Below are 13,045 nucleotides of genomic sequence, written 5' to 3'. Positions count from 1 at the left end.
GGTATGCATGTCTCCTGCAGCCGTCAGCAGGCGAGCTTCACCTCGTTGCCCAGGCCGGCCAGACTACCGTTGACGCCGCCCGCGCAGGAGGCTTGTCGGCATGGGCCGCAAGGACATCGCTGCCCCTCACGACCGCCAATGGTTGTTTGCCGCGGCTATCGTCTGAAAGTGGATGGCGATTACCTGAGAGATCGCGATGAGTTGAGCGGAGTCCTGCTCATAAGCCGCCCGCAGCTTGTCCCGGACCTGATCGGAAGGTTGGGTTAGCTTGACGCCCATCCGTGAGAGCTTGACGGCGAGGTCGAACCCCTCCTGGGGTGTCCCTGTGACCAGCGAAGAAAGCCAAGAATCGGTCATTGGATGTCTCTCCTGGATGCTGTGGAACGCAACCGGGATGGCTGCACTTGGCGGGGTGATCGGGGGAGTATGCAGAAGCCGGGCGAGAAACGGGATATGGCTCGCTCCCGTTCGCCTGGAACCTCCATACCTGCCGTTGGGGATCTTACCGGGCGGCGAGCTGCTGGACCCCTGAAAGCCCTGCGGACTTCTGCCCCGCGGCATCGAACTGCTTGAGGTAGGCGATCAGGTCCTTGATGCGCTGCTCGTCCTTGAGGCCCGCATAGACCATCTTCGTGCCTGGCACCTTGGCCTTGGGATCCTTGATGTATTCGGCAAATACTGCCTCGTCCCAGGTGATGCCTGAGTTCTTGTTGGCAGGGGAGTAGTTATAGCCCTCGACCGTTCCCGCGTTGCGCCCAAAGAGACCATTGAGCACGGGGCCGACCGCGTTCTTGGCAGTCGGGCCGACTTGGTGACAGGCACGACACTGGGCGAATACTTTCTCGCCGTTGGCCGCATCTTGTGCTTGGGCGAGCGTAGGGCCCAAGGCCAGGAAAACGGACACGATCAGAGTTTTGCGCATGGAGGGCTCCTTGCAGGTTGTCGGGCAGTCGGGAGCAGATGTGCGGACCTAGCGGGCTAACTCAAGTAATCGAGCCGGTCCGCTAGCCCCTTTAGCCGATCAGTCGGACTTCTTCTTCGGTTCCGTGATGGTGCCTGTTGAGGCGGGCTGCCCATTCGGTGCCGCGCTGGCAGACTGGAGTATCCGTTGCGCTTCCGAAAGCTGAGACTTCATCTCGGGCACAGCTGCGTTCGCCAACTCGCTGAACTGGCCCTGCTGACCCAGCTTCTCCAGGTCGCTGATCGCCTGCGGATATGACTGCACAACCCACTGGGCGACATTGACGCCGAACTGCGTCTCGTCGGCGTCGCGGGCCAAGCTGTCGAAGGTGCCACGCTCCTTCTCCGGGATTTGGACGTCCCTCAGGTCAGGGGCCGCGGCGGTCAGGGCCCGGTTGATCCGGCTGTTGGTGAGAATCATCTTGTCGCCGAGATTGTGCACCGCACCGCTCGTGTGGCGCTTCGAGGCGAGATTGCCGTATTGCTGGGCCGTGATCGCATTCCTGGCAAGGCTTTCGGCGGTTGGCTTCATTTCGGCCGGCAAGGGAGCGGCGGCATTGACCTGGGGCGCATGCACCGTGCCGCCGTGGCTCTCGGGACGACCGCCGTCTTTGTGCGGATCGGCCATCGGGCTGCTCGTCGGGTTCTGCTCGGCCCGAGAGGGCGTCATCGAACGTGGCTGGTCCTGCTGGGCCGCTGCGGGAAGGGCCAAGAGCAGGGCGCAGAGCGCGGTTGCTCCAAGATGTGCCTTCATCGTCAATCTCCTGCCGTTGGATGGTGGGTCAATGATCCGCACTTGGTACAGTTCCTGGCGCCGTCGCTGGACTCAGGCGTGTAGGATGGTGGTTTCTCCCGATGCTGTGAGCAGGTGGACCCGCCCCTTTCCAAGCCGCTGGACCGCCTGCCGGATGTCCTCAGGCGGGAGCAGGCTGAACGCGGTCGACAGCGCGTCCGCCGCCGCTGCCGTTGGCATGATGGTCGTGACGCTCCGGTATCGATGGGCTGATGTCCCCGTGCGCGGATCGAGCAGGTGGTTGAAGCGGCCTTCGGAATCGAAGCGGAAGCCATAGCTGCCGGAGGTGGCGACCGCCTGGTCGATGGCGTGGACCGTATCACGGACTTGCTCCGGGCGGTCGGGATCTGCCACGCCAATACGCCATGGCTCGCCCGACGGGCGTGGCCCGATGGCCCGCGGCTCGCCCATGTCGACGAGACTGCTCTCAATGCCCCCAGCACGCAGGATGTCTACGACCCGGTCGGTGACGTAGCCTTGGGCAATGCCGTTCAGGGTCAGGCCCATGCCGCGCCGGGGCAGGGCGATCCGGTTCACGTCGAACCTCACCTGATCGAAGCCCACACGCTCCAGGGCTGCCTCGACCGCGGAGGCGGACGGCCCCTGCGGGTCAGCGTCGGGGCTGGAGAAGTGGTCCCAATAAAGCGCCCATAGGGCCTGCACGGTCGGATCGAACGCGCCGCCGGTCAGTTCCCAGCAGCGGCGGCACTCCGACAGGAGCTCCACGAACTCCACAGGTGGCGCGACCAGGAAGCCCTGGCGGTTGAGAGTGGAGAGCGTCGAGTCCTCCCGGTAGAGGCTGAACACGGCCTCGAGGCGGCGTACCTCCGCGAGCGAGCGTTCGACAAGGCGCTCGGCGACGGTGCGGTCGTGATGATGCACTTGCAGGGTTGCCACCGCACCCATCGCCTGACCACGCCAGGTCACGAGGTGGGCCTCGGCCCTCGCCCCATGGGCGAATGGCATGAGGCTGAGACCTGCTGCGGCAGCCGTGACCCCGATGAAGCGTCGGCGGGAGAGGTGAGGGGACATGGGGGCCTTCCTAGTGGTGGGCGTGGCTGCCCTTTGGCGCGGCTGGAGCGTCGTGGCCGGCATGACCAGCATGCCCCTCCTCGACGGAGCTCGTCGTCTCGGACGAGGCGCCAAGGACGTAGTCCTTCGGCACGTCGGCGAAGGCCATCACGCGCCCGCCGTTCTCGGTCGCGAATTTTTCGGCAGCGCTCTTGTCGGAGAATGGCACCGCCTCGTCGGCTCCCATGCCGCCCTTCATCCGGCTGCCGACCACGAAGAAGGCTTTGCGCGCATCGACCCAGTTGCTCGTGCCGGGCTTGTCCCAGTTCGGGGCCTTGGCCATGTCCGACACGTAGATCGCGCTGATGTCCTTCGGCTCTTCCGGCAGCATGGTGAAGGAGATCGCATCCCGCGCCGACGAGAACCATACCGGCTCCTTGCGGCTGGCCAGGATGATCTGCCCTTTCGGGCCCGTATGCTCCAGGACGTTCATGCCGCAGTAATGGCCGATGGCGGTCGCCGTCAGTTCCACTGGCGGCGGCGGAGCCACAGCGGTTTTCTGGTCGTTGCACCCGGCGAGGGCCAGCGCACCGGCAAAGGCCGCGAGGAGAATTGTCTTTCTCATAGTTCTCTCCTGGAGAAGGCAAGCGCTGCGAGGCCGAGCGGAACGAGAGCCCAGGCGGCGAGCGCTGCAAGGAGGGTGGAAGGGTTCAAGGTGGCGTTCTGCGCCACCCCGGCCATGCCGGAGAACGCGCTGACGCCGGCGGAGCCTGTCAGGTTGAACAGGCGATAGGCGTCGGCCGGATTGAGCAGGAGGAGGGCATTGAGGACCCCGCCCGAGAGGATCTGCCCCTGATCGACAACGAGCATCCCGAGCAAGGCCATATCGTAGATCAGAACGAAGAGCAGCCAGATGCCGATGGCGATGCCGCCCGCCGTGCCGCGCTCCCGCACCAGCGCGCTGACCAGATACCCGACGGCAATGAACGCGGCACCGAGCAGGATCGACGAGCCGATCATGGAAGCGAACGCCCTCCAGCTCTCCGCGTCGATCTCCGCGCCTGTTGCGGCGAGGGCACCGGCGGCTGCGCTGTAGCCCAGCAGGGTCGCGAAGGCCAGGATCGACAGGTGGCCGACGAACTTGCCGAGCAGCACCTGCCAGCGCGCCACCGGGTAGCTCAGCAGCAGCAGCATGGTGCCGCGCTCCATCTCGCCCACGATGGCGTCGTGCGAGATCAGGAGGGCGATCAGCGGCAGCAGGAAGATCGTGAGGCTGGACAGGCTCACAATCACCACATCGAGGGCTCGCACGCCCACCGTGCCGGTGGGGGCGCTGCCGAGGAAGGTGAGCGAAAGCGCAAGGCCCGCGAGCAGCAGGGTCGTGGCGAGGACCCAGCGGTTGCGCAGCCCCTCCTGGATCTCCTTGCGCGCGACGATCAGGATGTTTCTCATCGCGCTGTCTCCTGCGACAGAAGGAAATGGGCATAGAGTTCGTCGAGGGTCGGAGGAAAGACGTCCAGGTCCTCGACGGGAGCGCCCTCGTCGGTCGCGCGCCGCAGCAATTCGATCTTGCGCTCAGGCGAGGCGTCGATCTCGACCATGTGGCCGTTGATGCGGCGCCATCCCTCCACGGGACCGAGCCAGTTCGGCACGTTGGCCAGTCCGGTGTCGGTGACCTTGAGGCGGATCCGGGTCGGCAGACGGGCGATGCGGCGCAACTCGTCGAGGGTACCATCCGCGACCTTGATCCCGCGGTTCATGATGATGACGCGCCCGGCTCGCTCCTCCAGCTCCGTCAGCGCGTGCGACGACAGCAGGACCGTCGCGCCGCGCCCGCGCAACTCCTCGACAATCTCGTAGAAGCTGTGGCGCAACGCTGGATCAAGCCCAGTCGTCGGCTCGTCGAGCAGCAGCACTCGCGGTTCACCGAGAAGCGCCTGGGCAAGGCCGAGGCGCTGGCGCATACCCTTGGAATAGGTGCCGACACGCCGGCCGGCGGCATGGGTGAGGCCGACCCGCTCGAGGAGCGGCGCGACGGACTTCGCCGGCTCGCGCTTGAGGCGGGCATAGAACGCCAGCGTCTCCTGCCCGGTGAGGGCCGCGTTGAAGGAGACATTCTCGGGCAGGTAGCCCAGCCTGCGCCGCGCCTCGAACTGTCCCGCGGCCGGATCGTCGCCCAGCACGGTGATGCTGCCGCTGGTGGGCCTGATCAGTCCGAGCATCAGCTTCATCAGGGTCGTCTTGCCGGCGCCGTTGTGGCCGACGAGCGCCACCGTCTCGCCTTCAGGCAGGCTGAACGAGACATCGCGCACTGCCTCGACCTTGCCGAAGCGCTTCACGACGTTCCTGATCTCGACCGTTCCGGTCATGGTCGTGCTCCTTCGGCAAGCTTCGGGCGCGCGGGCGGCGCCATGAGTGGCTTGCTGTCGACGACTCCGCCCGGCAGCAATGCCGGGAACTGCGCCTGCGCCCAGCGGATCACCTGCACGGCCGGGCTGTTCATCAGCACCTTGGCCTGCGGCGCGGTCCAGAGCACCTTGTCGACGAGGTCGTTCGGGCGATAGGCGCTGTCACCCAGCCCGTCGCCGTTGAGGTCGAAGGCCGGGTTGTCCGACCAGTAGTTGCCGCGCCCGTCCCTGGACCAGTCGAGATAGCGCGTGCTGACGTACTTCACCTGATTGCGGTTCCTGATGAAGGCGTTGCCGACCATCTCGTTGCGCTCGGAGCCGGCGGTGAAGTGGATGCCGATCTCGCAGCCCTCGAACCAGTTGTCGCGGAACCTGTTCTGGTTGGCGTTGTAGATGAACACGCACTTGGTGGGGCCGGGACGGGCATCGGAACCCAGCGCCTTCTCGCTGACGTCGGATGCGGGGAGGCCGTGCTCCTTGTCGTCCTTGCCGCGGGTACCCGCGGTCGTCCACCGCTCGGCGGGCTGAAGACGTCCCATCACGGTGTTGCCCGTGATCTGAGAGCCGTTTGCGTAGTTGAACAAGAAGCCGTGATCGCGGTCACCGTCCGAGACGTTGCCGGTGATCTTCAGGCGGCTCGAGAACATCATCGCAAAGCCGACGGCGTTGTTGATTGAGATGTTGTCCGAAATCTCGCTGTCGTTGGTGTACATGTAGTGGATCGCAAACCGCAGGTCGCGGAAGCGGTTGCCCGAGAACACGTTGCGCTTGCTGGTGATCACGTAGATGCCGTCACGTCCGAAGCGCACATCGTTGTCGAGGACCTTGGCACCGGTGGCGTTCCAGACCGAGATGCCGTTGCCGGCTTCGTTCAGGCGTCCCTCCTCGATCCCGACGATGGTGTTGCCGCGTGCGACGGAGTTCTCCGCCCCGTGCAGGTAGATGCCGTAGAGGTTGCCCTCGATCCGGTTGCCTTCGACGACGGCTCCCGTGGCCGTCTTCTCGACGAAGACACCGGCGTCCATCTTCTCCAGGTCCGTGCCTGAGCCGCGGATGGTCAGGCCGCGCACGACTGCTCCAGATGCGCTGACGGTGACGACGCTTCCCCGGCCAGGTCCGACCAGGACAGCGCCCGGCTCTCCCTCGACCGTCAGCCGACGGGTGACGCGGAGCGGTCCGCGGTGCTGGCCGCGTCCCAGGACGATGACGTCGCCGTCCGCCGCCATCTCGACGATTTCCTGCGGATTGTCGGAAGGTCCGACTGCGATCCGTTCCGCCCGGGCGGGCAGTGAGAGACCGGCAGCGAAGATCGCCGCCAGTCCCATCCGTATCATGCTACGAAGATGCATCATCTCGTCAGGTTGCCTGCGGCTCGACGAACATGCGGCCCTTCATCTCCATGTGCATCGCATGGCAGAACCAGGTGCAGAAGTACCAGTACACGCCGGGCCTGTCGGCCTTGAACGTGACGGATGCCGTCGCCTGGGGCGCCACTTCCATGTTGATGCCGTAGTTGATGATCGCGAAGCCGTGGGTCAGGTCCTCGACCTCGTCGACGTTGGTCACGAAGACCGTCACCTCGTCACCCTGCTTGACCTGGAAGCTCTCCAGGCCGAAGGCCGGCGCGGACGAAGTCATGTAGACCCGCACCTTGTTGCCGTCGCGGATCACCTCCGAGTCCGTCTCCAGGGTGATGCCGTCGGCCTTGGCCTGCTGCACCGCGTCGGCGAAGAACGGGTCGTCGCGCTTCCAGGCATGGATCGGGTTGATCTTGGAGCGGTGCACGATGGTGGCGTCATGCGGCTCGGCGTAGCTCGGGCTGTCGTGCACGAGCACCATGCGGTCGCCCGAGATGTCGATGAGCTGGTCGTTCTCGGGCTTGAGCGGGCCGACATTGAGGTAGCGGTCCTTCGAGAACTTGTTCAGCGAGATCAGCCATTTGCCGTCCGCCTCCTTGGTCTGGCCCATGGAGGTGTGGTTGTGGCCCGGCTGGTAGTGCACGTCGAGCTTCTGGATCACCGGGTTGACCTTCTCGCCCTTGAACGCCCGTATCGCCATGTCGATGTTCCACTTGCAGACTTGGCTGTCGAGGAACAGCGTCGTGTAGGCGTTGCCCTTGTTGTCATAAGCCGTGTGCAGGGGCCCCAGACCCACCTCCGGCTCCGCCACGATCACGTCGCGCGGCTGGATCTTGTCGTCGAACAGGTCGTCGAACTTGCGCACGTCGAACACCGAGACGGTCGGCGACAGCTTGCCATTGACCACGAAGTGGATGCCGTCCGGCGCCGTGTTGATGCCGTGCGGACTGTTCGCCACCGGAACGTAGCGCGTGTAGGGCGAGCCCTTGCGGCCGTCGAGGACGGGCACGCCGCCGATCATCTCGGCCTTGCCGGCCTTCACCGCCTCCTCGATCCGCTTGAGGTTAAAGATGACGACCCAGTCCTGCTCCTTGGCCATCATCTCGGCCAGCGTGACGCCTTCCTCCGAGTTGTAGCAGGTGGCGAAGGAATACTTGCCCTGGTAGTCGGCATCGGTGTTGTCGAGGTTGCCGTCGACCTTGATCTGCCAGGCGACCTTCATGGTGTCGCCGTCGACCGCCGTGTAGATTGACGAGTACTGCTTCGGATCGTCCAGGATCTTGCCGTCGTTGGGGATCGGCACTCGGTCCTCGCCGTTGCAGAACACATAGCCGGTGCGCGGGTACTTCTGCACGCGCAGGCCGTGCACCGTGTGCTGGTTGGGCAACTGGATGATCTTGTCGCACTTCATCACATCGAGGCGGATGCGCGCGACGCGGGTGTTCAGCTTGTCGTTCACGAACAGGTAGCGCCCGTCATAGGTGCCGTCCGTGAAGGACAGGTGCGGGTGATGGGTGTCGCCGGCGGTGTAGACCCCGCCCTTGTCCTTGAGGTACTCGACGCTCTGCGGCGTCAGGCCCTCGGTGAGGATCTTGCGGCTCTGGTCGGTCTGGCCCCAGCCGGTGGCGCTGTCCCGGTTGAACACTGGAATGCGCATCAGCTCGCGCATGGACGGCAGGCCGACGATGCGGATCTCGCCGGACTGGCCGCCGGAGAAGAACACGTAGTACTCGTCGAGCTCACCCGGCTTGACCTCGTACTTGTTGGCGACCGCGGGGCGCGCGGCCGGCGCGCCGGGTGCCGTCTGGGCCTCGGCGGGCGTGATCACGCCCGCATCCTTCAGGGAGACTCCCCCTGCTATCCCTGTCGCTCCGGCAGCCGCCACCGCGGCAGTCGTTCCGAGCAACTGACGTCTGCTGAGACCGTTCTTGTTTTCTTCCTGTGACACGTGAGTCTCCTTCTTGCTCATGAAGCGGTGGTCGGAAAATCTGCGGCGGTCGGTTCGTCCGTGGGCGTTCCGATGGCCTTGCCCTTGTGGGTGATGATGGGTTTAGCAGGTCCCGTGCCGCCGTCTTTGTTCTGGCGCATGGACGGCGACGAAAGGGCCTCGCGCTTCTCGCGCTTGAGCCGGACCTGGATCATGTGCGGGCAGCGGTGGTCGTCGTGGTACAGCTCCTGGCAATGCATGCAGTAGATGCACTCGTTGACGTTGATCTGTCCCTCGGGGTGGATCGACTGCACCGGGCATTCCTTGGCGCAGCGCTGGCAGGGCGAGCCGCATTCGGGCCAGCGCTTGAGCCACTCGAAGGTACGGATCCTCCCCGGGATGGCGAGCGCCGCGCCGAGGGGGCACAGGTAGCGGCAGAAGAAGCGTTCGATGAACAGGCCGGCCGCCAGCAGGGTCAGGGCATAGATGACGAAGGGCCAGTCGCGAACGAACTTCAGGATGATGGCCGTCTTGAATGGCTCGACCTCGGCGAAGACCTCGGCCAGGGCGACGGAATAGAACGACAGTCCGAACAGGCCGAGGAAGATGATGTACTTGATCGGCCACAGGCGCTCGTGCAGGCCCCACGGCACGATGACCTGCGGCACCTTCAGCCATTGCGCGATGTTGTTGGTCAGCTCCTGAAGCGCCCCGAACGGGCAGAGCCAGCCGCAGAAGGGGCCGCGACCCCAGAACAGAAGCCCGGCCGCGACCGCGGCCCACAGGATGAAGATCAGCGGAGCGGCGAGGAAGAACTCCCAGTTGAAGTCCGTGATGAGGGAGTTGGTGAAGGTCAGGACGTTGACCACCGAGAGCTGGGCGTTGGCGTACCAGCCGAGCCAGATCAGCGTGAACGTCAGGTAGGCGCGCCGCACCCAGACATAGACCTTCGGGCGCTTCACCAGTGCATCCTGGAAGAAGAAGATCGCGGTGAGGACCAGAAGCGCGAAGGCGGTGATGCCGATGGAAACGGTGTTGGTCTTCCAAATCTTGAGCCAGAGCGGCTCCTCGATCTCCCCGGCTGCGAGCGCGTCGGCATCGTTCAGCGACGGCTCGGCGGGGGGCGGTGCCTGGGCAGGAGTCTGCCCTTGCGCCTGCGCCTGCTGCTGCGGTTGGGCTGGTGCCGCGGCAGGAGCAGGAGGCTGCTCGATGCGGAAATACTGGTCCGGCAGCGTGTATTCGAGATTGTAGGTCAAGAAGGCCCTATCCCGGGCGCCGATATTGCGTTGAACGAGCAACTGGATCTGCCAGGGCTCCGTCAGGTCGAGACTGAAGTCCTCAGGCACCACGAACAGAGCAATTTCGCGCAGGGATGGCGCTCCCGCTGCGGCGAGATCGCCGAGGCGTGTGTGGTTGCGATCACGGAAGCGGATGCCCTGGCCGTCCTGGAGCAGTTCGATCCGGTCGAAGATGCCGCCGCGGACGTAGCCGGAACCCTTGAAAGAGTATACGCCATCGCCCGCGACCACGATGGCCTGCTGGTTCGGCTTGAGCCGTGCCTTGAGTTGCTCGTACGCCTGATCGCCAAGCAGGCTGCGCCCGATTGTGGGCACGCTCACGGGTGCGACGTACATGTCGATGAACGTGTCGTTCGGGTCGTTTGTTTCCGTGTTGCTGGCTGCCTCCTGGTTGCCTGCCTGGACGTAGGCCTGGTTGACCTCGCCGACGGTCAGCGACAGGCGTCGGACCGAACCGTCTCCGAGGAGGGTCTGCCAGTCGCGGATCTCACTCTTCGTCAGGTCGACCGTCCTCACCGCCGGGGGAGCCATGGCAGCCGCAGGAGCGCCCTGGGCGCCGCCGAGGCGGCCGCTGCGGATGAGGCGCACGGCGGAGCGCACGACGCTGTCGCCCATCACGAGCACCGTCACGGTCGCGCCGCTGACGATGTCGACCTGGGGCGGGCGCTCGGCGCCGGTTGAGACCGGCCTCATGTCGCGCCCGATGAGCGCGTTCATGGCATCGACGATGCGCCGCTCCGGGATGCCGATTAGGACGATAGGTTCCTTGTGGTCGACCAGCTTGATTCCGGTGATGACACCGTTCGGATCGATGCCGACGAGGAGGTTGATCGGCTTGCCGGAATAGCCTGTGGCGCCCGTGACGTCGGAATTCAGGTAGACGTAGCCGAGCAGGCGGTCACCCTGTTGGACAGGGACGAGCGGCGGATCGCCCTGCGGCGTGCCGAAGCGGTCGGCTCCAGGGAAGAATTCCGCAGGCTGCGCCTTGGGGAGGAATTCCTGCACGCGCCCTGCCGCCTTGCCGGGAGAAACCCAGAGGAGAAGCATCATGACCCCGAGCAGGGCCGCAATCCAGGGAAGCGTAAAACGAGTATTCGCAAGATGTCGGGTGGGACCGGGCGAAGAGGTTCTTGCCAACAGGGGACCGTCCAGAGTTGCGTTTGTGCTTCTGAACAGAAAAACGCTAACGGCTTTCAGATCGGATTGGTTCCGATGGAAGGTCGCGATCTTTCCGGGGCTGTTGAAATCGATCTCGCGAGGCCCAGAACGATCATGGTATCGGGTGTTCGGGGGCGCATTGATCTGCGTCAAACTGGACGCAGGGAAGATGCCCTGTCAACCCTTGACGCCGACTTCCTGCGTCGTGCGGAGAGTAACCAATGTCGTTTCTGAAATCCGAGCCGGCCGACTCCGTGAAGTCCCTGGAGGAGTTGTTCGCCATCGCCGCCGCCATGGAGCAGGAGGCGGCAACCCGCTATGCCGAGATCGCCGCGCGCATGCGGCGGGAGGGTGATCCCGCGCTGGCGGAGGTGTTCGAGCGCCTGTCGGCCGACGAGCAGGGCCACCTCGACAGCGTCGTGCACTGGTCGCAGAAGACCAAGGGCCAGGCGCCCGATCCCGCCCGCATCCGTTGGGTGGCTCCCGAGACGTTCGACGACGAAGGCGTGGCGACGGCGCACCCGCGGCTCCTGAGCGCCTACCGGGCGCTCTCGATGGCGGTGCGCAACGAGGAGCGGGCCTTTGCCTTCTGGAGCTATGTCGCCGCCCATGCGAAAACCGCCGAGGTCCGCCAGGCGGCGGAAACCATGGCGCACGAGGAGCTGGGACACGTGGCGACCCTGCGACGGGAGCGCAGGCAGGCTTTCCATGCTGGACGCAGGCACGCGGACGGCAACCCAGAGAACCGGGGGCGTGAGGTGGGCCAGCCTGCCCTCGAGCGGCGTCTTGCCGACCTCCTCGAGGCCGTCGCCGCAGGGGCGCCGCCGCCGGAGCGCTCCCACCTCGAGCAACTGGCTGGGGAGGCGCGGCGGCTTGCCGACGAGCTGGACGGGTATCCCGTCGCCTTGGGCGGAGCCCTGTCCCTGGAGGCGATCCCGGATGATCCGGTGGCCCTGGCCGAGCTTCTCACCGAGCGGTACCTCGAGGCGGGTGACACCCTGCAAGACGAGGAGGCGCTGCACCGGGTGCAGATCATGGCCGGAAGCGCCATCGCCCGCCTCGCTTGGCTGAGGAACGACCTTCCGGAACTGCAACGCGGCGCAGGATGACATGAACCGTATCGACGCCTTGGCGCCCTACGCCCGAAGCCTGGGCGGCAGATGGGCGTCGATCCGGACAGGGTGTACATCGGAACTCCCGGTCGGCGACCGGAACGCGGGTTCCCTCGCCTCGTACCAGACCATGCGATGCGCGGCAGGGCTGTTCCCCGATGTCGCGCAAGGAGGACCAAGATCCGCGTCAAAGGACTTTTCCATTGCGGCGCCGGAACTTTCCAGGCAGCTTGACAGTTTAGAGGAATTCCAGGTTTCCGACCGCTAGCGTCAATCCAAAAGCCGCCGACAATGAAATCAGAACCACTGGAAGCGGGCACCAAGAAGCGCGAGACGATCACGTTCCTCGTCCTTGCCGTCCTGATATGGCCCTTCATCGCCGTCGGCATCGTCTCCGGGTGGGGGTTCCTCGTCTGGATGTACTACATGTTCACCGGACCGCCCGGTCCGGTCTGACGGGAAACTGGCGATGGCCGAGACCCCGGACCTCAACAGGCGCAACTTCCTGCTCGGCAGGCTTGCCGAAGCGCATCACCCCATCGCGGCTCCGGTGGCCGAGATAAGTCAGTCCTGTTTCGCTTTCCGGGGCGTGGCCTGCATGGGTTGCCGGGATGCCTGTCCCACGGGGGCCGTGAGGTTCGAGCTTGCTGTCGGCGGCGCCCGCCCCAGGATCATGACCGATGTCTGCACCGGCTGTGGTGCCTGCGCCCATGCGTGTCCAGCGGACGCCATTCGCCTGGAACAACCCGGGGAGGCAGCATGACCGCCGAGTGCCACATCTCCAGCCTCGTCGTCCACAGTCACCCCGACCGGGTCCAGTCGATCATCGAGAGCATCGGCTCGATCGAGGGAGCCGAAGTCCACGGTGGTGCGGACACCGGCAAGTTGATCGTCACCTTGGAAACGGAGACGGAAAGCCAGGTCGTCGAGCGCATCAATACCATCCAGCTCCTCCAAGGTGTCCTCGCGGCCACCCTCGTCTTCCATCATTTTGAATCTGTTCAAGAGCGGGAGTAGACC

General features: G+C 65.1%; 14 protein-coding genes. 4 read left to right on the top strand and 10 right to left on the bottom strand.

What is annotated here, in order from left to right; all coding sequences use genetic code 11:
• Positions 1-126: 126 nt before the first annotated feature.
• From JKL45_RS11315 to JKL45_RS11270, 10 genes are all read right to left on the bottom strand, one after another.
• The gene (locus tag JKL45_RS11315) at positions 127-357 is read right to left on the bottom strand and encodes a hexameric tyrosine-coordinated heme protein (RefSeq protein WP_201861237.1); all 231 of its coding nucleotides are present in this window, start codon (positions 355-357) and stop codon (positions 127-129) included.
• 145 nt (positions 358-502) lie between these two features.
• Complete coding sequence (locus JKL45_RS11310; protein WP_201861236.1) at positions 503-922, bottom strand: c-type cytochrome; 420 nt, start codon at positions 920-922, stop codon at positions 503-505.
• Positions 923-1,021: 99 nt separating this feature from the next.
• Positions 1,022-1,714: a DUF4142 domain-containing protein gene (locus tag JKL45_RS11305; protein WP_201861235.1), complete on the bottom strand. Its 693-nt coding sequence runs from the start codon at positions 1,712-1,714 to the stop codon at positions 1,022-1,024.
• A gap of 72 nt (positions 1,715-1,786) precedes the next feature.
• Positions 1,787-2,785: an FAD:protein FMN transferase gene (locus JKL45_RS11300; RefSeq protein ID WP_201861234.1), complete on the bottom strand. Its 999-nt coding sequence runs from the start codon at positions 2,783-2,785 to the stop codon at positions 1,787-1,789.
• Between the two features lie 10 nt (positions 2,786-2,795).
• A complete protein-coding gene (locus JKL45_RS11295) occupies positions 2,796-3,389 on the bottom strand; it encodes a nitrous oxide reductase accessory protein NosL (RefSeq protein WP_201861233.1) in 594 nt (197 codons plus the stop codon).
• On the bottom strand, positions 3,386-4,216 hold the full coding sequence (locus tag JKL45_RS11290; RefSeq protein WP_201861232.1) for an ABC transporter permease: 831 nt from the start codon (positions 4,214-4,216) through the stop codon (positions 3,386-3,388). The genes JKL45_RS11295 and JKL45_RS11290 overlap by 4 nt, the downstream gene beginning before the upstream one ends.
• Positions 4,213-5,133 (bottom strand): ABC transporter ATP-binding protein, encoded by a 921-nt coding sequence (locus JKL45_RS11285; protein ID WP_201861231.1) that lies wholly within the window; start codon positions 5,131-5,133, stop codon positions 4,213-4,215. Before JKL45_RS11285 ends, JKL45_RS11290 begins: the two co-directional genes overlap by 4 nt.
• Positions 5,130-6,524 carry a nitrous oxide reductase family maturation protein NosD gene (locus JKL45_RS11280; RefSeq protein ID WP_201861230.1) on the bottom strand — a complete coding sequence of 465 codons (1,395 nt, stop codon included), beginning with the start codon at positions 6,522-6,524 and terminating at the stop codon, positions 5,130-5,132. Before JKL45_RS11280 ends, JKL45_RS11285 begins: the two co-directional genes overlap by 4 nt.
• A gap of 4 nt (positions 6,525-6,528) precedes the next feature.
• Positions 6,529-8,478: a TAT-dependent nitrous-oxide reductase gene (gene nosZ / locus JKL45_RS11275; RefSeq protein ID WP_201861229.1), complete on the bottom strand. Its 1,950-nt coding sequence runs from the start codon at positions 8,476-8,478 to the stop codon at positions 6,529-6,531.
• Positions 8,479-8,495: 17 nt separating this feature from the next.
• Positions 8,496-10,802, bottom strand: a complete 2,307-nt coding sequence (locus JKL45_RS11270) for a 4Fe-4S binding protein (RefSeq protein WP_376771026.1) — start codon at positions 10,800-10,802, stop codon at positions 8,496-8,498.
• Positions 10,803-11,134: 332 nt separating this feature from the next.
• Here JKL45_RS11270 and JKL45_RS11265 point away from each other — a divergent pair, with 332 nt between their 5' ends.
• From JKL45_RS11265 to JKL45_RS11250, 4 genes are all read left to right on the top strand, one after another.
• A complete protein-coding gene (locus tag JKL45_RS11265; protein WP_201861227.1) occupies positions 11,135-12,022 on the top strand; it encodes a ferritin-like domain-containing protein in 888 nt (295 codons plus the stop codon).
• A 294-nt stretch (positions 12,023-12,316) separates the two neighbouring features.
• Positions 12,317-12,481 (top strand): periplasmic nitrate reductase, NapE protein, encoded by a 165-nt coding sequence (locus JKL45_RS11260; protein WP_201861226.1) that lies wholly within the window; start codon positions 12,317-12,319, stop codon positions 12,479-12,481.
• A gap of 13 nt (positions 12,482-12,494) precedes the next feature.
• Positions 12,495-12,788, top strand: coding sequence for a 4Fe-4S binding protein (locus JKL45_RS11255; RefSeq protein ID WP_201861225.1), 294 nt, complete (start codon positions 12,495-12,497; stop codon positions 12,786-12,788).
• Positions 12,785-13,042 (top strand): chaperone NapD, encoded by a 258-nt coding sequence (locus JKL45_RS11250; RefSeq protein WP_201861224.1) that lies wholly within the window; start codon positions 12,785-12,787, stop codon positions 13,040-13,042. The genes JKL45_RS11255 and JKL45_RS11250 overlap by 4 nt, the downstream gene beginning before the upstream one ends.
• The last annotated feature ends 3 nt before the right edge of the window (positions 13,043-13,045 follow it).

This window comes from Microvirga soli, assembly GCF_016734765.1.
GTDB lineage: Bacteria > Pseudomonadota > Alphaproteobacteria > Rhizobiales > Beijerinckiaceae > Microvirga > Microvirga soli.
The sequence above is the reverse complement of the archived record's forward strand: the minus strand, read 5'-3'. Positions and strand labels throughout refer to the sequence as shown.

Coding starts and splice junctions, on each gene's coding strand:
- JKL45_RS11265 (WP_201861227.1), top strand. CDS start 11,135: ATGTCGTTTCTGAAATCCGAGCCGGCCGACTCCGTGAAGTCCCTGGAG.
- JKL45_RS11295 (WP_201861233.1), bottom strand. CDS start 3,389: ATGAGAAAGACAATTCTCCTCGCGGCCTTTGCCGGTGCGCTGGCCCTC.
- JKL45_RS11285 (WP_201861231.1), bottom strand. CDS start 5,133: ATGACCGGAACGGTCGAGATCAGGAACGTCGTGAAGCGCTTCGGCAAG.
- JKL45_RS11260 (WP_201861226.1), top strand. CDS start 12,317: ATGAAATCAGAACCACTGGAAGCGGGCACCAAGAAGCGCGAGACGATC.
- JKL45_RS11290 (WP_201861232.1), bottom strand. CDS start 4,216: ATGAGAAACATCCTGATCGTCGCGCGCAAGGAGATCCAGGAGGGGCTG.
- JKL45_RS11250 (WP_201861224.1), top strand. CDS start 12,785: ATGACCGCCGAGTGCCACATCTCCAGCCTCGTCGTCCACAGTCACCCC.
- JKL45_RS11300 (WP_201861234.1), bottom strand. CDS start 2,785: ATGTCCCCTCACCTCTCCCGCCGACGCTTCATCGGGGTCACGGCTGCC.
- JKL45_RS11280 (WP_201861230.1), bottom strand. CDS start 6,524: ATGATGCATCTTCGTAGCATGATACGGATGGGACTGGCGGCGATCTTC.
- JKL45_RS11305 (WP_201861235.1), bottom strand. CDS start 1,714: ATGAAGGCACATCTTGGAGCAACCGCGCTCTGCGCCCTGCTCTTGGCC.
- JKL45_RS11315 (WP_201861237.1), bottom strand. CDS start 357: ATGACCGATTCTTGGCTTTCTTCGCTGGTCACAGGGACACCCCAGGAG.
- JKL45_RS11270 (WP_376771026.1), bottom strand. CDS start 10,802: ATGCTTCTCCTCTGGGTTTCTCCCGGCAAGGCGGCAGGGCGCGTGCAG.
- JKL45_RS11255 (WP_201861225.1), top strand. CDS start 12,495: ATGGCCGAGACCCCGGACCTCAACAGGCGCAACTTCCTGCTCGGCAGG.
- JKL45_RS11310 (WP_201861236.1), bottom strand. CDS start 922: ATGCGCAAAACTCTGATCGTGTCCGTTTTCCTGGCCTTGGGCCCTACG.